Genomic DNA, 20,731 nt, shown 5'->3' with positions numbered 1-20,731 from the left:
CAGGTGGGAACAGCGTCAGCCAGAAGCATGTATTTACTACCTGGTCTACTGGGCTCTGTCCGCCCAGCGCTGGGCGTAGTCATTCAGTGCAAGCAGGTGTTGACCCAGTTCTTCACCCTGATCAGTAAATCCAAAGCCGTTACCGTCATGGTCAATCAGATCAAGCTCCCGCAACTCCTTGAGTCGACGGTTCAGCACGGTAGGTGAAATCCGATCACAGCGTTCCTGGAGCTGGCGGAACGTCAGTCGTTCCCCTCTCAGTTCCCAGAGAATGCGCAGCGCCCAGCGCTGCCCGAGTACATCCATGAGAACCATGATCGGACGACCTGTGGTCGAACCTCTGACCGGGTTTCCGGGCTTTTTGGTTGTCATCATTACCTCTCTTGACGCTACTTAAATAGTAGCATACATTAATTGCTACACAAAGCGTAGCGATTAGAGGTCGATGATCATGGCGAACCGACTTTACACCGTAGAACCACCCTATACCCACGAAGTGGAAACATTGCTGTCTCGCTACCCGAAGCCAAATGGCTACCTTCTGAAGCTGTTTCGCGTTTTTGCCAACAGCCCGCGCTTTCTCCGTAAGGGCGTTCTGGACCTGCTGGATCGCGACAGCCCCCTCACAATGCGACACAGGGAACTGGTGATTCTGAGAACCTGCGCGAATAATGACTGCGAGTACGAATGGGGTGTTCACGTAGCGGGATTCGCTGAACATGTGCGGTTTACCGAGGAACAGATCAAAGCGACCCGACTCGGGACGCCTGATGCCGCATGCTGGAATGCCGAGGAAAGCACATTGCTGTTGGCTGTTGACGAGCTCTGCAATTCAGCGTGCTTGAGCCCCGAAACACGGGACCGGTTTCAAAGCCTGTTCACGGCCGAACAACAACTTGAAATCTTCGCCCTCTGCGGGAATTACCATACGGTCAGCTTTGTTGCGAATATGGCCGAAATTGAGGGCGAACCTTTTGGGGTACGATTTCCATCAGCGCTGAGTGAGGATGATTGACCAATTGGGTTGGGCATAACTAATCCTTACAGCTCTGCGGGCGACCGCCAGGGGAGAAGGCTCATAATTAATGTGTCAGGCGACAGTTTGCCAGCATGGCGCTCAAGGACGCCTGGCGACATAACTATAGTAGTTGCTACTCCCGAAAAAGACGCCCTTTTGGGAATCACTGTGTAGACCTTCCGCCCACACGTCCGTTTCCTCTTTGGTCATTACGCCGGTCTTCGGTATCAACCTTCGATACGCTTCAATTGCCGATGACCAGAAGTCCGCCGTACCAACTTCGGACAGTACATGAGCGAATGAGGTAACAAGCGTCAACCCGGCCTGTGATAACAGCCGAGGCATCTGGCGCATAACGTGGGGATTCGTGACCACGGCACTGATGAGTGCTTCGTCATATGCCTTCCCTTTGTCGGGATCCTGATGACCAAACGTCAGCGAGGCGTAGTCTCCATCGAAGATGCCCAGCATTCCACCAGGCCTTAAAACGCGGGCGGCTTCCGTTACGACGGACAACGGCTCTTCGACATGGCTCAGCAAGGTATGCGCAACAACGGCGTCGAAGGTTGCATCGGCGTCTTCGAGAGTGCGGGTGTCCCCAATTCGAAATTCCACGCGTTCAGCAATACCTTCCTCATGCGCGAGGCGCTCTGCAGCAGTCACAAGGTGGGAGCTGATATCGATACCGATGACACGTCCGGAGAATTCAGGGCGACTCGCGATAGCGCGAGCTACCAATCCCGTACCGCAACCCATATCAAGAATGGTACCCGCGCTGTCGATATGCATGGCATCGAGATATTCCCGAAGCATCCCGGCGAACAATGGATGTTTGCCTCGGGCCTCAAATCGTACCACGAGGGCCTCAAGCATGGCCTCGTCTAACTTGTCGGTTCTACCAAAGGGATCAATGGAAGTCATTGTAGTGCCCCTTGTCGATCTAGCACCAACAGGACACGCGGGCGGGATAATGAAGGCGAAGCCTCAATATCGCTGTGGCATTCAAGCGAGTCCTTAACCCAAAGATAGTCAAAGAATAGGGTTTCGTCTCAACCGTTTCTTTATTCCGGTTCAGCGTTGACCCTACCGGTATCGCCCTGTGGCATCGGCTTGCCTGTCAGCTCATGCACGGCGCAGACGGTACCAGTGCTCGTCCGGGCGCAGCACCCATTCCAGAGGTGTCGGCAGTTTGAAGAAGGACGGCTTCACGTCGGTGATCTGCCAACCTGCAAAGGCAGCTTCGATTTCTTCTTGCTTCACGCCCCGGATCAACGGGCGAATGCGCCGTGGCCAGCAAAGCAAAATCACGGTCGCATCCTCAGTGGCCAGGGCGTCCACGCTGCGGGCCATCCCTTGCTGCTGCTCTGTGTCGAGGTCATGGAAAGTGCCGGTGTCCAGGATGAGCCGGAAGCCGGAGCCCACTTCAGCTTTTGAAAGCCGGGTCACGTCTCCCTGCACAAGCTCCATCTGCACACCGGCGGCACGGACTCGCTCGCGCCCCCGCTCCAGGGCCTTCTCCACGACGTCCACGCCAGTGACCTCCCAGCCCCGCTTGGCCAGCTCGATGCCCCAGATGGCGCTGCCCGTGCCGATATCCAGCGCACGCCCATAGGGCGGTTCACGGCCCTGTTCCTCCAGTTCGAGGAGCGATGACAGGGATTGAAAAAACGCCTGGTCGGTATCCTCCCAGGGATGAAAGCCGATGGCGTAAGAGAATTTCCAGTTCATGGGCTTCTCCTTCGCTGTTCAGCGTCTGGGTTCTGGTGCGTTTTTAGCGCCCAAAACCGCAACAGGACTCTTCACCCTTTGGGGCTTGGGGAGGTTAAGCTCCAGCATGTCCATTGCGCCATCGGTCACCCCATGGCCAAGCAAGCTCAGGGCATATGTGTCCCCGCCACAAACTGAGAAATAGCTCAAAAAGTTGCTTTTCCAGCACCAACAGTGATTTCCCGCCGTGCTTTCAATCCCCCTTCCGGAAGCCGTCCGCCACTAATATGCGGGTGATCTCGGTGTCCGTTGACATTGTCAGCGGGGCGCTTGCCATCAGGACCTTTGATAGTAGAGTTGTTCGTAAGTTTCCACGCTGTCAGTCGAGAAGAAAGCTCAGCCGTTCATCGGCCTTCTTTGGTTCAATTTCAAGTATTTCTGCGGTCACAATATTTTCAGCCACAAACGGGTCTTCGCTAACACGACCCTCGAGGGCCTCTCGCGATACGCCATGAGCAATCACCGAACCGCCAAGGCCCGGCTGGAGACTGCCGACCATCAGAAAAATGCCGTCTTCAAAGCCTTTTCTTATCCATTGATTGTGTCCTTCCATGAATGCACCTGCCTGGCTCTTATTTTCAGAAAACCGCAAAATCACGACAAACATCAAAGCACCTCCGAATGTGTATTGTTTGTACTGTCAACTGAGGCCAGCCAGTCATTGAGACGACTGACCTCGCTTCTGATGAATCCTTCATCCTGAAAGGCGCTGGCTAACGTCGCCACTCCCTGGCTAAACGCCAAGAGGTGCATGGCCAATTCATCAGCATCATTGAGACGGCCAAGCTGCTCAAACTGTCGTCGCAACCAGGTTCTGAATAGCGTAAATAACTCGTTAGCATTGTCTTTGCTTGGATGATCCAGCTTGGCAAGTTCGGTACAGAGAGTACCGACCGGGCAGCCATAGTGTTTTATCTTGGCTCGGTTCATAACCAGGATATTGATAAAGCAGCGAATTCGGCTAGCGGGTGTGTCTCCCTCGATCTCCCAGCTATCCAGCATTGCGTTCGTGCGGGACAGGCGAAGACTGATTACGGCATCAAGAATTTCGTCTTTGGATTTGAAGTGGTAATAGAAATTGCCCCGTGAAATACCAACAGCTTCTGCAATTTGTGAGAAGGAAGTGTGCTCGAAGCCCTGTTCGTAGAACAGCTGGTCCGCGGCATCCACGATCTGGTTTCTTGTCTGCTTGTTAGCCATCGACGCATTCCCGAACATTCTGCCGAACTCAATAGGACGACTGTCCTAAGTGAAAAATAGGACAAGCGACCTAATAGGTCAAGCACAGTGACAAGAAGGTTGGTTGGGGAGGGGGTGGCATCCGTGTCACATATCCCGGAGCCATCTTGGCTGACCTTTCGGATAACTCATGATACAAACTCTCTGATAACCAGTAGAACTGCCCATATTCCCAAAAGCCAGGCAGATATGGTGAGCTCACTGTATGCCAACTCAACATTCTTGGCCTTCCGATTTATCACCCCGGCCAATTTCTCCAATGTATCAACATAACAATTAAACAGATGCTGATTACTTTCCTCTTCACTGCTTTCTTTGAGATAAGCCGCTGTTTCAGCACTGCTGGGCATTGTTGGACGATGCTCTATCTTTAGCGCCAGAAGCGTATGCCCCCAAGCACAGATAAGCGACAGGGTCGCTCCGGCAAAAACTATGACCGCGATCCACTGGATTTCAGACGTTGGGGGTAAAACTAAAGGAGACTTAACGATAGCGAAGGAGCCAAGAGCAGCAATAAGAATAGAAAGCAGAGTCAGAAGCCTCGAGCATTTCTCCTCAAGCTGCGCGAATCGGGCTTGCTCTTCGTCATACCTTTCTTTTAAGTACCCGAGCACATCAGGCATGCATTCCTTCCTTACGAATTCCCGGTGAGCAGGCCGGCCTCACGGCGAACCACATCCATAATGCGCTGGCTGGCCAGGGAGCGTTCTTGGGTCATAAGGTCGCTTTCAGGCTTTCCCTCTGCGATGCATCTGACCACATGCCGGATCTGATACTCAAAGCCGTTGACCTCGAACGGACAATCAACCGTCTGCACACTATTGTCATTGCCAACCAGGCTGATCTTCTCCGCCTGCCAGAAATTGCTGGGAATAACGATGCGTCCTTTGCTCCCAAAAACGGTCAATTCATTGTCGTATTTGTTTTCGAAACTGCAAAGCAACTGGCTGACTCTGCCATTGGGATAATGCAACTGGATGGCGCAGGTTTCATCGACCCCGGTTGGCCCCAGGCGGACCTGAGAAACGATAGTTTCGGGATCAGCCTGCATGAACCACTGCGACGTAGCGACGGTATAGATCCCCATATCCAGCAAAACGCCGCCGGCCAGCCCCGGGTTCAACAGGCGGTCATCCGGTTTGCGTGGCACAACAAAACCAAAGGAGGATCGCACACCGCTGACGTCACCTATTTTTTCCTGGGCAAGCCAGGCGTTGGCCTGTTGATAAGCGGGCAGGAACAGCGACCACATTGCCTCCATCACAAACACCCCTTTGGCCCGGGCGGCCGCGAACAGACGCTCGGAATCGGCAGCGGTGACCGTCAGAGGTTTTTCAACCAGAAGGTGTTTGCCGCAGGCTATCGCCGCCAGCGCCTGTTCGAGATGAAAATTATGCGGGGTGGCAATGTAGATGGCATCCAGGCTGTCATCCTGGTACAGCTTTTCATAATCGTCGTAGGCGGTTTCGATCTGATGATCATCGGCAAACGCGCGACCACGATCAGCATTACGGCTGGCAACGGCTTTGAGCGTACCAACGCCCTCGGCTTGCATCGCCTGAGCAAATTTCCCGGCGATCCGTCCTGGCCCTAGAAGTCCCCAATTGAAATCCATAGTTGTCACTACTCTGTCAAAGCTCCAGTTCGTGTACGAAGCCGGCATCGCTAAACGATACTGACCTATACTGATACTAGCGATACACGAGGGCAACGCATATGACTATGCAACGGACTGAAAACCAGATCGAGCGCTTTCGGCAGCTGGTGTCACGAAGGAAAGCCCTCGGCTATCTCGTCGCCGCTGGCGCTGCTGTAATGCTTCCCGGGCGTGGCAGCCATGCGGAAGCCCGCCAACTGGGTAGCGACGCCTCCTGTCAGCTTATCAACAGCGAAACCGGCGGCCCCTTTGAGGCAGACGGTTCCAACGGTCCAAATGTACTGACCAGCCCAGCCGTGTTTCGCAGCGATATTCGCTCGAACCTGGATGGCAGCAACGTGCAGCCCGGGGTGGCGTTCATACTGAAGATGAGCGTGGTCGACGTTTCCAACAACTGTGCTCCGATGGTTGGCGCCGCGATCTACCTCTGGCATTGCAACGCCGACGGTGCTTATTCGGCGTATGCCGGAATGGGCCAAAATGACCAGGCAGGCAATACTTTCCTGCGTGGCGTGCAGGTGACCGACCCCAACGGGCAAGTGACATTTACGACAATCTATCCGGGACGCTACCCCGGCCGAGCGACCCATTTTCATGCTCGTATCTACAGGGACGAAGGTTTCAATACCACACTTAGAACAACGCAGTTTGCGTTTGATGACGCCAAGACAAGCAAAGTCTACGCTTCGTCCAGTGCATACAAAGACAGTAAGGCTGCTCGCGAAACAACCAATGACGAAGACTGGCTATTCAGGGACGGTTTCTTGGGCCAGCTACTTGAATTGTCGGGGGATCCTGCAAGTGGCTATGAGGGATCGATCGTGGTTGGGGTGTAGCATTGCCGCCACTGGATTCACAATAAAACAGGGGACGAAAGTTAGCTTTGATCCATTTTCTGAGTTGTTCGGGAGTATCGGCCACCTCCTCATCAACGAGGTAAACGGTACGCTCATCGTTGACATCCTCGAGCGTGATTTCCGGGCCGTCAGGGACGCTGCGTCAGTAGCGTCCCTTGACTTAGGGAGGTCATATAGATGGTTATGTGTTATGTAAACGATTTTTGTCGAGTCACTCCTTGCGTTACCGCGTAAAGTCGTCGACTTCATCGTATACCGTGACTGAAATGCGCTCACCTATCTCCCGCATACCGACCATCTCAGAGGGGTTCTCTGCCACCCAGAAGGCCTTCCAACTTTCTACCGAATCCCACTTCGCTACTGTCAGAACTTCCGTTTTATCTTCGGGACTACGAAGCATGAAGCTTCCCAGCGCTCCTGGCACAGTCTCGTGTATGTTGTTCGTAGTACGACTCCACACCTCTTTGAAGTTTGCAAAGCTCTCTTCCTTTACTCTCCAACGGTAAACTACTCGAATCACTTTGCTCCCCCTTCTCATATAGATGGTTATACACCGGACTTGGCCTTTTGAATCAAAGTGGCCAACTCAGGTGCAATTGGCATTCTTTTGAACGGGCTTATATTGGCACCACCAGTGTTGCCTTGTGGTACTAGCCCGAAGACAGTTTTTGTCGCAGCGCCAATAATCCGGACGATCTGGCCCAGCGCTTCACGGGCTGAGTGGTTTCTTGCAGCCCATACCAGCATCAAAACATGGACTTTAACGTGCCAATATGTCGATTCCTGGCCAATCACATGCGCCCGTTCCAGGTGGGAAAATTCTTGCCGAGTATCACCAGCTGACCTTGCCTGTATGGAATTCGCCAGCTCCTCCTCGACGTAGGGAGCTACTCGGTGGGAAAAATTACGTTTCATGAAACCCTCCTCGAAGGGGTATAACGTTCGGAACTCACGAGCGCGAGCAACGCGATCGATGATGAATGGCGTACCCTCGGAGACTCACAGGTGTCGTACTCAAGCCGCGTCTTGTGACGCACCTGTGAGTCTCCGAGGGTAGCTGAAAAAGCGTTCAACAACGATCTCCCTTATTTTGTTTCGTGGTCCAGATCTCAGTTCGTAGAATGCTGGTTGAATATACAGTTATAATTATCTCAATTATTGAGATCTTGGGCCTTTGGGTTCATTGCACCTTACTGAGGTCTGCCCAAACAGCATTAGATAGGCCGCATCGATATTGCAAAAACGTGACCGCTTCATTATTCCGATTTCCTAGCTGGTCAGGGCTCTAGCTAAAATTTGATAAAACAAAAGCTTAGCTCATTACTTACCCCGCCACCATGTAATCGCGTGACCTCTTCTTTTCACGCACTCAAACATAAGGTGCAAAAAGCGCGATGCTCAAAGAGCAGGGCGCTGTTAGGGTAGTGGTGGGCTTACAGCTTCGGCCCGAATTGCAGCATGGCATCGCTTTCACTGACTTCAGTGCCGCTGTAGTGTGAGGAATAGAAACTTACCGGAAAACCATCTCCGTATAGTGCCCACAACCACATTTGAGTCCCAATACCATGAGCATCGTCAAGCGACTGCTGGAGCGTTCTCCCAATCTCTTAAACCATTCATTCCGGTTGAATGGCAAACCATTTGATCCGGCTACAAGCCTTGCGCCCCCGGAAGGGCGCAAACGTAGTTGGGTGCATTACGGGGTCATGGTTCCGGATTTTCCGGCGCCTCATCACACCTTCAATGTGCTGTCGATTGTAGGCACGCCGGGCGCCACAGTGTTTGATAACGATTTCGCGGTAAAAACGACACCCCAGGATACTGCCTACCTGCTATCGACGATGGCGTCATTGCCGGCCGGGCAGTTCCGCAGTTTTAGCATTGAGCAGGAGTGCGCGTTTTCACCTGACGGCACCCGTCTTCGCTTCGGTCATGACCTGGTGATCGAGGGCTGCTACCCGCACTGGACAGTCACCCGTACGCTGCCGGACACCACCATTCAGCTCGCACTCGAAGCCACGGATTGTGTTTCCCACTTTGCCCATATTCCCGGTCTGTACGATCATTGGAGCCTACTCAGCCGCTACACTGGTACTATCGATCACGACGGTGAGAAAACGGAGGTCAGCGGGCTGTGTACCTTCGAGTATGCTGTTGGCGTTGGCGCATACAGTCTGCCCGGGCGCTCTTTTCCCGTGGCTCACAAGATTCCGCTCACCTACTTCACCTATCAGATCATCAATCTGGACGAGTCGACACAGATCCTGCTGGTGGCGGTGCTTCTGCCGGGCGACTTTCCTCTCCAGAAATCCGTCTATATCCGCAGCCTGAACGATCTGGGGGAGGTCTACACCCGTAACGTCGACTTCACCGTGACCGAGTTCCAGCAGGAGCCTTCGATAACGCCGGATGGCTTCTCCATGGATCTGCCGCGGTGTTTCCGCTGGTATGCCGAGGATAATGAGGGTAACGAGCTGCTGTCGTTGGATTGCACCGTAAAAGGTAAGTATGAATATGGCCTGGGAGCCGGGTACACCAGCTGGTATGGGTTTGACGGGGTTGTCAAAGGCGAGCCGGTATCGGGCCAGGGCTACCTGGAGTTTATCGATCGCAGGCCGAATCATTAAGGGGGCGGAGCTCTCACAAGCCACAAAAAAAGCGCCGTGCTCAAACAGCAGGGCGCTTTCTCAGTAGCTGGCGGGCTTACAACTTTGGCCCGGCCTCTACAATCGCGTCGGAAACATCAAACTTCTTGAAGTTCTCGACGAACTGGCCGATCAGTTCGGCGGCCTTGGCGTCGTAGTCTGCTTCGCTGGCCCAGGTGTTGCGCGGGTTTAGCAGGTTGCTGTCTACGCCTGGAACCTCAACCGGCACACTCAGGTTCAGGGTGGGCAGGTGCTCGGTCTGGGCGTCGTCCAGGTCGCCGTTCTGGATGGCGCTGATGATGGCGCGGGTGGTCGGGATGCTGAAGCGCTCGCCGACTCCGTAGGAGCCACCGGTCCAGCCGGTGTTGACCAGGAAGACCTTGCTGCCGAATTCTTCCATGCGCTTCATCAGCAGTTCGGCATAAACGCCGGCCGGACGCGGGAAGAACGGTGCGCCGAAGCAGGTGGAGAAGGTGGACTTCAGCTTGGAGGAGGAGCCCATTTCAGTGGAGCCCACCAGCGCGGTGTAGCCACTCAGGAAGTGGTAGGCCGCGGCTTCCTTGCTGAGGATGGACACGGGCGGCAGTACGCCAGTCATGTCGCAGGTCAGGAAGACGATGTGGGACGGCTCGCCGGCGCGGTTCTCGATCACCCGCTTCTCAACGTGCTCCAGCGGGTAGGCGCAGCGTGAATTTTCGGTGAGGGAGACGTCGGTGTAGTCCGGCTCGCGGGTTTCCGGGTCGATCATCACGTTTTCGACGATGGCGCCGAAGCGGATGGCGTCCCAGATAATCGGTTCATTCTTCTGGCTCAGGTCGATGCACTTGGCGTAGCAGCCACCTTCGATGTTGAAGACAGTGCCGGGCCCCCAGCCGTGCTCGTCATCACCGATCAGGAAACGCTCGGGGTCGGCGGACAGGGTGGTCTTGCCGGTGCCGGACAGACCGAAGAACAGGCAGGTTTCGCCGTCTTCGCCGACGTTGGCGGAGCAGTGCATTGGCAGTACGTCTTTCTCCGGCAGCAGGAAGTTCTGGACCGAGAACATCGCCTTTTTCATTTCTCCGGCGTAGTGCATGCCGGCCAGCAGTACCTTGCGCTTGGCGAAGTTGATGATCACGCAGCCATCGCTGTTGGTGCCGTCACGCTCGGGCACGCACTGGAAGTTGGCGGCGTTGAGGATCTGCCATTCCTGCTTGTCGGCCGGGTTGAAGCTGTCCGGGCGGATGAACAGATTGCGGCCGAACAGGTTCTGCCAGGCGGTTTCGGTGGTCATTTTCACCGGCAGGTAGTGTTCGGGGTCGGAGCCGACGTGCACGTTGGAGACAAAGCGGTCTTTTTCCGCGATGTAGGCTTCAACACGATCCCAGAGAGCATCGAACTTGTCAGCGTCGAATGGACGGTTGATCGGCCCCCAGTGGATATCGTCAGCCGTGCTGGGCTCCTCGACGATAAAGCGGTCCATCGGGGAACGGCCGGTGCGTTCGCCGGTGCGGACGACCAGTGAACCGTTGGATGCCAGTTGGCCTTCACGTCTTTCCAGTGCCAGCTCGACCAGTCGTGCTGAACTCAGATCATTATAAGTGTTACTCACTTCGACCTCGCCCTCGGGGTGTCTTCAAGATTGCTCAGGCCGCCCCCTTAAAAATTGACGGAAATCTGAGCAATCGGGTCAATTCAGGCGCGCTATTATGCCAGAGACGCCGGTAAAAAACGACTGCCCCAAAAGCCGCGCCAATACTGGCGTTGGGGCTAATTGATTCCGGCCTCAGTGTAACGTATGGCCGGTGAAAAGATGATCAATATCATTCCTATCGAAGCGATAGTGAGCATGACAGAACTGGCAATCCATTTCGATGCTGCCCTGTTCTTCGAGGATGCTGTAGCACTCTTCCTGGCCAATTCCTTCCAGGGCGCCCAGGGTCCGTTCCCGTGAACAGCTACAGTGAAAGCTGACCGGTTCGGCGTCAAACACGCGCACGGTCTCTTCGTGGAACAGGCGGTGCAGCAGGGTTTCGCTGTCCAGTTCCAGCAGCTCTTCCGCTTCCACGGTGCGGGCCAGGTGGTTGATCCGGTTCCACAGATCGTCATCATGGTCGCTGGCGCCTGGCAGGCGCTGCAGCAGGAGACCGGCGCAGCGGTCTTCGTTGGCAAAGATAAGCAGGCTGGTAGCCAGTTGTTCCGAACGCTGGAAATATTCTTCCAGGCAGCCCGCCAGGGTGTCGGCTTCCCGGGGCACCACGCCCTGGTAGCGCTGGCCCTGGTCCGGGGTGATGGTGATGGCCATGCGGCCCTGGCCCAGCAGGTCGTGGAAGCCGTCTTCCATCACCGCGTGTTCGTCGAAACGGGCCAGGCCGCGGATTTTGCGATCGTGACTGCACTCGGCCATCAAGGTGCGCAGCGGACCTTCGCCCTGGGCCTGCAGGGATAACGTGCCCTGAAATTTCAGGGTGCTGCTCATCAGTACGCTGGCCACCAGGGATTCCCCCAGCAGCTGGCGTACGGTGTCAGGGTAGGGGGCCTGGCTGACGATTTCGCGGTAGCTATCACCGAGTTGCACCCAGGCACCACGAACCTGGCTGTGCTCGAAAATAAATCGCTGGAACTGGTCCCGGGATGCCATGGTGATAATGTCTCCTGAAGAAAATAGTGTCGTAAACGGGCAGTGAATACAGGGTTGTGGTGTTTCTTGATTAAGACGGCGGTTCAGATGCCGTTCTGTTCCCGGAAACGCTGAATGTCACGGCGATCTTTCTTGGAGGGTCGCCGTGCCGGGGGAAGTTGGGCTGCCTGCATGGTTTTGCGTTGCCAGGCCAGTTCCTCGCGACGTTTCACGCTGTCATCGGTTTCATGGTACAGCTTCTGGGCCTCGGGGGCGCCCCGACGGCGGTCGCTGATGTCATCGATGATGACGATGCGTTCCTGCCAGCCCAGTCTAAGGGTCAGTTTGGCGCCGGTTTCCACGAGTTTGCCGGGTTTGCAGCGCTGGCTGTTGTAGTGGACCTTGCCTCCTTCGATGGCTTCTTTCGCCAGCGAGCGGGTCTTGTAAAAGCGTGCGGCCCATAACCACTTGTCGAGCCGGACACGGTGATCGTCGGTGTTTTTCGCCGTCATGTCTCCTCACCTGATGAGCGTATGGTCATATTATAACCGGCTCATCCGCCCGATGGCAGGGGCTGTCGCTGACGCAGCGATGGCAGCACTTCGCTGAAGTGATGAATAGAGGGTATCTCCGGGTGTTTTTCCCGGGCCTGCTGGCGGCTGTCAGGGGCCAGGATAGCCAGGCACTGGCCAATACCGGCGGCCCGGGCACTCTCCAGTACCGGGAAGCTGTCATCCACCATCAGGGTGCGTTCGGGTTGGTAAGGCTCCCGCTGGGCGAGGTCGCGCCAGAATTCCGGGTCCTCCTTGGGCTTGCCCAGTTCGTGGCTGGATATGATGCCGTCCACCCGTTGCTCCAGTCGAGTGTGGTGCAGTTTCAGGGCCAGCGGATCGGGGTGGCAGTTGGTGACAATCACCGAGCGCAGGCCGGCCTGGCGAATGGCGTCGAGAAAATCGGTGACAAACGGGCGGTAGCCGATGCGGTCACCCACCTCGGCTTTGAGGCCGGTAATGTCCAGCTTCAGGCGTTCGCTCCAGTAATCGGTGCAGTACCACTGCAGTGAGCCACGCTCGGCCATGATCATCGGCACGACGGTGTCGCGGGCTTCCTGCGGGCTGAGGTTGTAGTGCTCGGCATAGCGCGCGGGCAGGTGTTCCAACCAGAAGTGGTTGTCGAAATGCAGGTCCAGCAGTGTTCCATCCATGTCCAGAAACACTGTGTTGAGGGAAGACCAGTTCACCATAAACGAAAACAGCCTGAAGTGAGTGTCGCTTCAGGCTGCCGAATCCGCCGGGTTTTGGCAAGCCGGGATAGTACGGATCAGTTGCTTTCCTGCGGAACCGTTTCCGGTTTGCGGCCAGAGCGGGTGCAGCCCAGGCAACGTACAAACGTGGCCTTGGCGGGGCCGACCACCAGGACTTCGCCCGCTTCGCCGGCGTTACCGCCCAGTGCGGAGAATGGCAGGGAAACCAGATAAACCGCGCTGCCCACAATGGTGGTGGCCAACAGGGCCGGGCGAACGAAGATCGCGTCACTGGTCATGGCGAGCGCGGACGGTTTTTCATCAACAGCCCGGGCATGGCCAAAGGAGGAAAAGGTCAGCAGGCAGACTGCCAGGGTTGTCATAGCGATGCGGGAAAATGTACCGGTCATTTCTTGTGTCTCCTGAGATCCTGCTTGTAACTATGGATCATATTTGCGCATTTTCAAACGATTTTTCTGTTTCAGAGTGCATCATCGCTGGCAGCGGCCGCAGTATACCGTGGAGCGCTGGTTCATGCGGATTTCCTTCAGCGGCGTGCCGCACTCCTCGCATGGCAGCGCCGCGCGACCGTACACCAGCAGCGATTGTGCAAAGTACCCGGGCTTGCCCTCGCTGTTGACGAAGTCCCGCAGGGTGGTGCCGCCCATCAGGATGGCCGCACTGAGGGTTTCGCGGATGGCGTCCACCAGGCGGTTGTAACGGTCCAGGCTGATCCGGCCGGCCTTGCGTTTGGGATGGATGCCGGCCTTGAACAGGGCTTCGTTGGCGTAGATGTTGCCCACACCGACCACTACGCGATTATCCATGATGAAGGATTTCACCGGTGTCTGTTTGCCCCGGGACAGGCGGAACAGCATCGCTCCGGTGAATTCCGGCGCCAGCGGTTCAGGGCCGAGGCAGGCCAGCAGCGGGTGAGCTTCGGGGGTGTCCGACCATAGCCAGCAGCCGAACCGCCGGGGGTCGTTGAACCGCAGGCGGATGCCGTTGTCCAGTTCCAGTTCGACGTGGTCATGGGGCAGCAGTGGTGCGTTGTCAGTAATTACCCGGAGACTGCCGGACATGCCCAGGTGTACAATGGCGCTGCCCTGACCCACCTTTAATAGCAGGTACTTGGCGCGCCGCTCCACGCTATGGATGGTGGCGCCGGTCAAATGCTCGTCCAGCTCCAGGGGAACCGGCCAGCGCAGGCTCCGGTTACGAATGGTCACCCGTTGTATGGTGCGTCCTTCAAGGTGGGGCGCAATACCACGGCGTGTGGTCTCGACTTCCGGTAATTCAGGCAAACGGGGTTCTCCGGTAGCAGGGGGATGCACGAACGGTTTGAAACGGGATAAGTGTAATCAGTAACAAATTTCCGTCCAAATGCGGTTGTTGGAGCTTACAACTGTACGCTAAAGTGCCCAATACGGTTCGCCGGTTTTCGTGCCGGGCGAGCCACGATTATGATTGAGGATTGAATATGTGGTTTAACGGTCTCCTGGACCTTTCGGTGATGCAACTGATTCTGGTTGTACTGGGCATGACCCATGTCACCATCGTAAGCGTAACGCTCTACCTGCATCGCCATTCGGCTCACAACTCGCTGGATCTGCACCCGGTGCTGAAGCATTTCTTCCGTTTCTGGCTGTGGCTGACCACGGCACAGAACACCAAGGAATGGACGGCCATCCATCGTAAGCACCACGCCAAGTGTGAAACTGAGGAAGACCCCCACAGCCCGGTGGTTCTGGGCATTCGCAAGGTTCTGTTCCAGGGCGCTGAGCTCTATGCCGAATCCGCCACGCCGGAAACCCTGGAGCGTTATGGCCAGCGCACGCCGGAGGACTGGATCGAGCGCAACGTCTACAGCCGCTACAAGATGCTGGGTATCGCGATATTGGCGGTGATCAACCTGCTGCTGTTCGGTGTGCACGGTATCTGGATCTGGGCGGTTCAGATGATGTGGATTCCGGTCTGGGCCGCGGGTGTTGTCAACGGCATCGGCCACTGGTTCGGGTACCGCAATTTTGAGTGTGCGGACAATGCCCGCAACATTTCACCGCTGGGCATCCTGATTGGTGGCGAAGAGCTGCACAACAATCACCACACCTACCCGAATTCCTCCAAGCTGTCCCGCCGTTGGTTCGAGGTGGATATTGGCTGGGGTTATATCCGTCTGTTCCAGCTGTTTGGTCTGGCCAAGCCCAAGGGCTTCAAGCCGATTGCCCATTTTGTGCCGGGCAAGCAGGAGCTGGATGTGGAAACCGTACAGGCGATTTCCAACAACCGCTTCGCCATTATGCGTCAGTACCGTAAGCGCGTGATGGAGCCGGTATTGCGTCAGCAGAAGGCGCTGATGGATGACGAGATTCGCCCCCGTTACCGCAAGCTGAAGCAGTTGCTGTCCCGTGAGGTGTCGCTGATCAAGCCGAAGGAGCAGGAGCACCTGGAGACGGCGCTGGAGCGTAATGCGGCGCTGCGGAAGATTTACGAGATGAGTCATGAGCTGCAGGCGCTGTGGCGCAAGCGCGGGGTGAAGCCCCAGGAGAAAATGCAGGCGCTGGCGGACTGGTGCAAGGAGGCGGAGGCCAGTGGTATTCGCTATCTGGAAGAGTTCGCGGCACACCTTCGGGCTTATTCTCTCAGAAGGCCTTCGGCTTAAATTCCTGGCCCTTTGCAGGCTTGCCATTGGTAGCCTGCAAAGGGTGGGGATGGTCCCGGGGTGGGGTACTTTTTCTTATGGGAAAAGAACTCGCTTCGCTCAGACACCTTTATCCCGCCAGAAAAAGCACCCCACCCCGAGACCTGTCAGACTTTCGTGGGATCTCCACTTTTCTCTTCAAGTACCTTCTGATTCTTCGTTTTTGAACAGGCAATAAGTGACCTGGCCAGCGGACTTTTGTCTGTACAGGGCCCAGTTTTCGGGTGTTTCCGGGGTTGTCCGTTCGCTTTCATGTTCCACGTAGATCCAGCCGCCGGGTTTGACCCAGCCATAATCGGCGATCATCGGGATCAGCTTTTCCAGCCAGCCTTGCCGGAAGGGCGGGTCCATGAACAGGATGTCGAAGGGTTCGGCCGGTGGTTGGGCCAGAAAGGTGTCGACGCTCTGGCAGACCACGTCTCCTTTTTCCGATTTCAGTAGCCGCAGGTTGCTGCGCAGGGCCTGTGCCAGTGCCGGCGTGTGGTCGACGAATACAGTGGTGCCAGCGCCCCGGGACAGGGCTTCCAGGCCGAGGGCGCCGGAGCCGGCGAACAGGTCGAGGCAGCGGCTGCCGGCCAGTTGGTAGTTCAGCCAGTTGAACAGGGTTTCCCGGGTGCGGGCCGGGGTGGGGCGCACGCCGCCGGTGTCTGGAAACTGAAGTTTGCGGCTGCGCCAGTCGCCGCCGATGATGCGCAGTTCGCCGCCACCCGCTTTCGCTGCTCCGCCGCGTCCGCTTTTCTGATGTCTTGGTTTCTGCCCCATGATCCTGCTGTTTGCCTCTGATTCTGGAATGGCGACATGGTAACGGAAAATCGCCCTGTCGCCATCGGCCGGGCTGTTGTGTGAGCACCCCAATTACGGCCGACAGTCTGCTAGAATGTCGGCTTTCTTTTATCCTGCCAATCTTCAACCGATGGAATGAGTATGACCGCAGAGTGGATTTCAATTGGCCTGTTGGCCCTTCTTGTCTTCGTTTTTGCTCTGGATCTGGCCGGCAACCGGAAGCGTATTCCCCGCCCCCGGCCGGTTCCCCAGAAGAAACCTGAGCCGCAGCCCGGCGCGAAGCCGGCGGCTGAGCAGGAAGAAACACCCGCATCGGAAGCTGCGGTCGCAGAAGCCCCGGCTGCGGAAGTGGAAGAAGCTCCTGCGCCCGCTGTCGAACCGGAGCGGGAAGAGGTTCCGGAAGAGCCGCAGGTCAGTGTCTTTGAGCGTATTCGCCAGGGGCTGGGTAAAACCCGCGCGACGCTGTCCACTGGCTTCTCTGGTCTGTTCGCCATCGGCAAGAAGATCGACGAAGATCTGCTGGAGGAGATTGAAACCACACTGTTGATGGCGGATGTGGGGGTCACGGCCACATCGGAAATCATTGAATCCCTCACCGACAAGCTGGAGCGTAACCAGCTCAAGGACGGCGCGGCCCTGCGTCAGGCCCTGCGCGATGAGCTTCATGGCCTGCTGAAGGATGTCACCAAGCCTCTGGAGTTGGATGCCAGCAAGCAGCCCTACGTGATCCTGATGGTGGGTGTGAACGGTGTTGGTAAGACCACCACCATCGGCAAGCTCACCAAGAAGTTCCAGGATGAAGGCAAGTCGGTGATGCTGGCGGCGGGGGATACCTTCCGTGCCGCAGCGGTGGAGCAATTGCAGGTCTGGGGCGAGCGCAATAATGTGCCGGTGGTGGCTCAGCACACCGGTGCCGACAGCGCCTCGGTGATCTTTGATGCGATCCAGTCCGCCAAATCCCGTGAGGTGGATGTGGTGATTGCCGATACCGCCGGCCGTCTGCAGAACAAGGAAAATCTGATGAACGAGCTGGAGAAGGTCGTTCGGGTGATGAAAAAGCTGGACGACACCGCCCCCCACGAGGTGATGCTGGTGCTCGACGCCGGTACCGGCCAGAACGCGCTGAGCCAGGCCCAGGTATTCCAGCAGGCTGTGGGCGTCAGCGGCATTACCTTGACGAAACTGGACGGCACCGCCAAGGGTGGTATTGTGTTCGCTATCGCGCGTCAGCTGCAACTGCCCATCCGCTTTATCGGCGTGGGTGAGCAGGTGGCGGACCTGCGCAGCTTCGATGCAGAAACCTTTGTGGATGCCCTGTTTGACGACCAGTAATGCAGTAGCGGCCGATGATTGAATTCCGTCAGGTCACCAAGCGCTATGATAGCGACCATACCGCCCTGCGACAGGTGAATTTCAGCCTGGCCCGGGGCGAGCTGGCGTTCCTGACCGGTCATTCCGGCGCCGGTAAGAGTACCCTGCTCAAGCTCATCATGGTGATGGAGCGCCCCAGTGCCGGCGAGGTGATTGTTGGTGGGCAGATGTTGAATAAGCTTCCCAGGCGCCAGATCCCCTACATTCGTCGTCATATTGGCGTGGTGTTCCAGAACCACCAACTGCTGTTCGATCGTACAGTGTTCGACAACGTGGCCATGCCCCTGGAAGTGATGGGTGTGCCGGCGCGGGACATCGGCCGCCGGGTGCGCGCCGCGCTCGACAAGGTTGGTCTGCTGACCAAGGAAAAGATGAACCCCATGCAGTTGTCCGGTGGTGAGCAGCAGCGTGTCGGCATTGCCCGCGCAGTGGTGAACAAGCCCCCGGTGCTGCTGGCGGATGAGCCTACCGGTAACCTGGACCCGGAATTGTCGGCGGACATCATGCACCTGTTTGGCCAGTTCAGTCAGGTGGGCGTGACGGTGCTGATTGCCAGTCACGATATTGCCCTGATCAACGATATGCAGCGCCGGACACTGACTCTGGATCACGGTCAGCTGGTTGCGGGAGGTGGTCATGGCGCCTGAGCCTCGCAAGCGGACGGGGGCCAAAAAAGCCTCCTCTCCCTGGCAGGAATTGGCTGAGAGCTACCTGGTGCATCACCGCAAGGTCGCCCGGGACAGTGCCGAGCGCCTCTGGCGTACGCCGGTGGCCAGTTCCATGACCTGGATGGTGATGGGGGTGGCCCTGGCGCTTCCGGTGGCGCTGTTATTACTGCTGACCAGTTTGCAGGGCGTCAGTGCCGGCTGGGAGAGCAGTGCCCGCATAACCGCCTACCTCAGTGAGGATGCATCGTTGGAGCGTGCGCGTGAACTGAAGGCCGAGGTGCTGGGTGACAGCCGTATCCTGGAGGTGGAACTCATCGATAAGGAACAGGCGCTGGCGGAGTTCCGGGTCTCCTCGGGTTTGGAGGACGCGCTGGATTACCTCGAGGGGAATCCGCTGCCTCATACTCTGCTGGTGACGCCGGACGAATCCTCCCGCAGTGCCGGTGGCGTAGAAACCCTGGTCACTCGCCTGCAGGGCCTGGATGGCGTTGAGCGGGTACAGGTGGACCTGGGCTGGCTGCAACGTCTGAATGCCATGACCGACTTGTTGGCCCGTGCGGTCTGGGCGCTGGCCCTGCTGCTGGCAGCGGCGGTGGTACTGGTCATCGGCAATACGGTGCGGCTGGCGATTGAAAGCCGGCGTGACGAAATCCTCGTTGCCAAGATGGTCGGCGGCACCGATGCCTTTGTGCGTCGTCCGTTCCTGTATACCGGGGCCTGGTTCGGCCTTGGCGGTGGCGTGGTGGCCTGGGTGTTGCTGCAGTTGTCGTTGTGGTGGCTCAGTGGCCCGGTTGAACGGCTCGCGGGGCTGTATCGCAGCGACTTTTCCCTCAATGGCCTGTCCTTCGATGGCGCGCTTGCGTTGCTTATTGTGGCCATGCTGTTAGGCTGGTTGGGTGCCTGGGTGGCGGTCAAGCGCCATCTGGACGATATTGAGCCCGGAGAGGTCGCCGGAGGTTAAGCCGGGATTGCGGGAAAACCGTATTGTAGAATTTGCGGTAAAGGGCGTAGTGTCACTGTTTAAGATATAAAGCGGAAATTTCCAGTCAGTTGTTTTTAAAGGTTTTACTGGGAGTTTTAAGAACTTTTCAAGGTCTTGGCGATCAAAGAACTAGTTGGTATATTTAACGGTCGTCAGGTTCGGAGGTTAAAAGCATGGGTACGAGTTTACAGCTGATTGACAGACTGGTTCCGGGTGCCAATCTCGAGTCTTACATCCAGGCTGCGAGCAGAATTCCGGTATTGTCTGCCGATGAAGAGCGTGAGCTTGCCGAACGTCTCCATTACGAAGGTGACGTGGAAGCAGCTCGCCAGCTGGTGCTCTCTCATTTGCGGTTTGTTATTCACATTGCCCGCAGCTATTCCGGCTACGGCCTTTCGCAGGCCGACCTGATCCAGGAAGGCAATGTGGGGCTGATGAAGGCGGTCAAACGCTTCAACCCGGAATACGGCGTACGTCTGGTGTCCTTCGCAGTGCACTGGATCAAGGCAGAGATTCACGAGTTTATTCTGCGCAACTGGCGCATTGTGAAAGTGGCCACCACCAAGGCCCAGCGCAAACTGTTCTTTAATCTGCGCAGCCAGAAGAAGCGTCTGGCGTGGCTCAGTCACGATGAGCTCCATGCTGTGGCGGAAGATCTCGGGGTGGAGCCAAAAGTTGTGCGTGAGATGGAGGGGCGGCTGGCCTCCCAGGATACGGCCTTTGATGGCCCGCAGGACGATGACGATGATCATGCCTATCAGGCGCCGGCTTATTATCTGGAGGACCGGCGCGGCGATCCGGCGGTTCAGCTGGAGAACGCGGACTGGTCTGAGGACTCGAACGGTCGCCTGATGCACGCGCTGGGGACTCTGGATGAGCGCAGTCAGGATATTCTGCGGGAGCGCTGGTTGTCGGAGAGCAAGTCCACGCTGCATGAGCTGGCCGACAAGTACGGTGTGTCCGCCGAGCGAATTCGTCAGTTGGAGAAGAATGCCATGAAGAAGATACGGGCGAGTATGGCGGAAGCCGTGCCGGCCTGATTCTGAGGCATCCGGACATTTCCGAACGCCACCTTCCTGGTTCAGGTTGGTGGCGTTTTTGTTTGTATAATCTGTCAAAGTATAAGAACTCTAAGTTCGGGGTAGAAGCGAGTGGATAGGCTGTTCCAAAACACGCTGTGGATACATCCCTGTACGCTCCG

At 56.8% G+C, this 20,731-nt stretch carries 24 protein-coding genes; 8 read left to right on the top strand and 16 right to left on the bottom strand.

What is annotated here, in order from left to right:
* Window positions 1-45 precede the first annotated feature (45 nt).
* Window positions 46-375, bottom strand: a complete 330-nt coding sequence (locus tag EHN06_RS19255; RefSeq protein WP_206075692.1) for a winged helix-turn-helix transcriptional regulator — start codon at window positions 373-375, stop codon at window positions 46-48.
* 76 nt (window positions 376-451) lie between these two features.
* Here EHN06_RS19255 and EHN06_RS19250 point away from each other — a divergent pair, with 76 nt between their 5' ends.
* A complete protein-coding gene (locus tag EHN06_RS19250; RefSeq protein WP_164735634.1) occupies window positions 452-1,015 on the top strand; it encodes a carboxymuconolactone decarboxylase family protein in 564 nt (187 codons plus the stop codon).
* A gap of 102 nt (window positions 1,016-1,117) precedes the next feature.
* Here EHN06_RS19250 and EHN06_RS19245 read toward each other — a convergent pair whose 3' ends face one another.
* From EHN06_RS19245 to EHN06_RS19220, 6 genes are all read right to left on the bottom strand, one after another.
* Window positions 1,118-1,939 (bottom strand): methyltransferase domain-containing protein, encoded by an 822-nt coding sequence (locus EHN06_RS19245; protein WP_127334093.1) that lies wholly within the window; start codon window positions 1,937-1,939, stop codon window positions 1,118-1,120.
* A gap of 201 nt (window positions 1,940-2,140) precedes the next feature.
* On the bottom strand, window positions 2,141-2,746 hold the full coding sequence (locus EHN06_RS19240; RefSeq protein ID WP_127334092.1) for a class I SAM-dependent methyltransferase: 606 nt from the start codon (window positions 2,744-2,746) through the stop codon (window positions 2,141-2,143).
* Window positions 2,747-3,104: 358 nt separating this feature from the next.
* Window positions 3,105-3,392, bottom strand: coding sequence for a YciI family protein (locus tag EHN06_RS19235; RefSeq protein ID WP_127334091.1), 288 nt, complete (start codon window positions 3,390-3,392; stop codon window positions 3,105-3,107).
* Window positions 3,392-3,985 carry a TetR/AcrR family transcriptional regulator gene (locus EHN06_RS19230; RefSeq protein WP_127334090.1) on the bottom strand — a complete coding sequence of 198 codons (594 nt, stop codon included), beginning with the start codon at window positions 3,983-3,985 and terminating at the stop codon, window positions 3,392-3,394. The genes EHN06_RS19235 and EHN06_RS19230 overlap by 1 nt, the downstream gene beginning before the upstream one ends.
* 167 nt (window positions 3,986-4,152) lie before the next feature.
* Window positions 4,153-4,647, bottom strand: a complete 495-nt coding sequence (locus EHN06_RS19225; protein ID WP_127334089.1) for a hypothetical protein — start codon at window positions 4,645-4,647, stop codon at window positions 4,153-4,155.
* Window positions 4,648-4,658: 11 nt separating this feature from the next.
* Complete coding sequence (locus tag EHN06_RS19220) at window positions 4,659-5,639, bottom strand: Gfo/Idh/MocA family protein (RefSeq protein WP_164735633.1); 981 nt, start codon at window positions 5,637-5,639, stop codon at window positions 4,659-4,661.
* Between the two features lie 101 nt (window positions 5,640-5,740).
* Between EHN06_RS19220 and EHN06_RS19215 the strand changes: the two genes are divergently transcribed.
* Window positions 5,741-6,517 carry a 3,4-dioxygenase subunit beta gene (locus EHN06_RS19215; protein ID WP_127334087.1) on the top strand — a complete coding sequence of 259 codons (777 nt, stop codon included), beginning with the start codon at window positions 5,741-5,743 and terminating at the stop codon, window positions 6,515-6,517.
* Between the two features lie 244 nt (window positions 6,518-6,761).
* On the opposite strand, the gene EHN06_RS19210 is transcribed toward EHN06_RS19215, so the two are convergent.
* Together EHN06_RS19210 and EHN06_RS19205 are read right to left on the bottom strand one after the other, a co-directional pair.
* The gene (locus EHN06_RS19210) at window positions 6,762-7,076 is read right to left on the bottom strand and encodes an antibiotic biosynthesis monooxygenase family protein (protein WP_228257358.1); all 315 of its coding nucleotides are present in this window, start codon (window positions 7,074-7,076) and stop codon (window positions 6,762-6,764) included.
* Between the two features lie 8 nt (window positions 7,077-7,084).
* A complete protein-coding gene (locus EHN06_RS19205; protein ID WP_127334085.1) occupies window positions 7,085-7,453 on the bottom strand; it encodes a DUF3703 domain-containing protein in 369 nt (122 codons plus the stop codon).
* A 650-nt stretch (window positions 7,454-8,103) separates the two neighbouring features.
* On the opposite strand from EHN06_RS19205, the gene EHN06_RS19200 reads away from it, so the two are divergent.
* The gene (locus EHN06_RS19200; RefSeq protein WP_127334084.1) at window positions 8,104-9,165 is read left to right on the top strand and encodes a DUF6670 family protein; all 1,062 of its coding nucleotides are present in this window, start codon (window positions 8,104-8,106) and stop codon (window positions 9,163-9,165) included.
* 76 nt (window positions 9,166-9,241) lie between these two features.
* On the opposite strand, the gene EHN06_RS19195 is transcribed toward EHN06_RS19200, so the two are convergent.
* The 6 genes from EHN06_RS19195 to mutM form a co-directional block, all read right to left on the bottom strand.
* Window positions 9,242-10,774 (bottom strand): phosphoenolpyruvate carboxykinase, encoded by a 1,533-nt coding sequence (locus EHN06_RS19195; RefSeq protein ID WP_127334083.1) that lies wholly within the window; start codon window positions 10,772-10,774, stop codon window positions 9,242-9,244.
* A gap of 174 nt (window positions 10,775-10,948) precedes the next feature.
* Window positions 10,949-11,803 carry an Hsp33 family molecular chaperone HslO gene (hslO, locus tag EHN06_RS19190; RefSeq protein WP_127334082.1) on the bottom strand — a complete coding sequence of 285 codons (855 nt, stop codon included), beginning with the start codon at window positions 11,801-11,803 and terminating at the stop codon, window positions 10,949-10,951.
* An 83-nt stretch (window positions 11,804-11,886) separates the two neighbouring features.
* The gene (hslR, locus tag EHN06_RS19185; RefSeq protein ID WP_127334081.1) at window positions 11,887-12,294 is read right to left on the bottom strand and encodes a ribosome-associated heat shock protein Hsp15; all 408 of its coding nucleotides are present in this window, start codon (window positions 12,292-12,294) and stop codon (window positions 11,887-11,889) included.
* 41 nt (window positions 12,295-12,335) lie between these two features.
* On the bottom strand, window positions 12,336-13,025 hold the full coding sequence (yrfG, locus tag EHN06_RS19180) for a GMP/IMP nucleotidase (protein WP_127334080.1): 690 nt from the start codon (window positions 13,023-13,025) through the stop codon (window positions 12,336-12,338).
* A 77-nt stretch (window positions 13,026-13,102) separates the two neighbouring features.
* On the bottom strand, window positions 13,103-13,435 hold the full coding sequence (locus EHN06_RS19175; RefSeq protein ID WP_127334079.1) for a hypothetical protein: 333 nt from the start codon (window positions 13,433-13,435) through the stop codon (window positions 13,103-13,105).
* 81 nt (window positions 13,436-13,516) lie between these two features.
* Window positions 13,517-14,329: a bifunctional DNA-formamidopyrimidine glycosylase/DNA-(apurinic or apyrimidinic site) lyase gene (gene mutM / locus EHN06_RS19170; RefSeq protein ID WP_127334078.1), complete on the bottom strand. Its 813-nt coding sequence runs from the start codon at window positions 14,327-14,329 to the stop codon at window positions 13,517-13,519.
* A 176-nt stretch (window positions 14,330-14,505) separates the two neighbouring features.
* On the opposite strand from mutM, the gene EHN06_RS19165 reads away from it, so the two are divergent.
* Complete coding sequence (locus EHN06_RS19165; protein ID WP_127334077.1) at window positions 14,506-15,687, top strand: fatty acid desaturase; 1,182 nt, start codon at window positions 14,506-14,508, stop codon at window positions 15,685-15,687.
* 177 nt (window positions 15,688-15,864) lie between these two features.
* Here EHN06_RS19165 and rsmD read toward each other — a convergent pair whose 3' ends face one another.
* A complete protein-coding gene (gene rsmD, locus EHN06_RS19160) occupies window positions 15,865-16,488 on the bottom strand; it encodes a 16S rRNA (guanine(966)-N(2))-methyltransferase RsmD (RefSeq protein WP_127334076.1) in 624 nt (207 codons plus the stop codon).
* A gap of 162 nt (window positions 16,489-16,650) precedes the next feature.
* Between rsmD and ftsY the strand changes: the two genes are divergently transcribed.
* The 4 genes from ftsY (at window position 16,651) to rpoH (ending at window position 20,570) form a co-directional block, all read left to right on the top strand.
* Complete coding sequence (ftsY, locus tag EHN06_RS19155) at window positions 16,651-17,841, top strand: signal recognition particle-docking protein FtsY (RefSeq protein ID WP_127334075.1); 1,191 nt, start codon at window positions 16,651-16,653, stop codon at window positions 17,839-17,841.
* Between the two features lie 14 nt (window positions 17,842-17,855).
* Entirely contained in the window at window positions 17,856-18,527 is a 672-nt protein-coding gene (gene ftsE, locus EHN06_RS19150) for a cell division ATP-binding protein FtsE (protein WP_127334074.1), read from the top strand.
* Complete coding sequence (ftsX, locus tag EHN06_RS19145) at window positions 18,517-19,509, top strand: permease-like cell division protein FtsX (RefSeq protein ID WP_127334073.1); 993 nt, start codon at window positions 18,517-18,519, stop codon at window positions 19,507-19,509. Before ftsE ends, ftsX begins: the two co-directional genes overlap by 11 nt.
* Before the next feature lie 194 nt (window positions 19,510-19,703).
* A complete protein-coding gene (rpoH, locus tag EHN06_RS19140; protein ID WP_127334072.1) occupies window positions 19,704-20,570 on the top strand; it encodes an RNA polymerase sigma factor RpoH in 867 nt (288 codons plus the stop codon).
* Window positions 20,571-20,731: the final 161 nt, after the last annotated feature.

Source organism: Marinobacter sp. NP-4(2019) (genome assembly GCF_003994855.1).
GTDB lineage: Bacteria > Pseudomonadota > Gammaproteobacteria > Pseudomonadales > Oleiphilaceae > Marinobacter.
The sequence above is the reverse complement of the archived record's forward strand: the minus strand, read 5'-3'. Positions and strand labels throughout refer to the sequence as shown.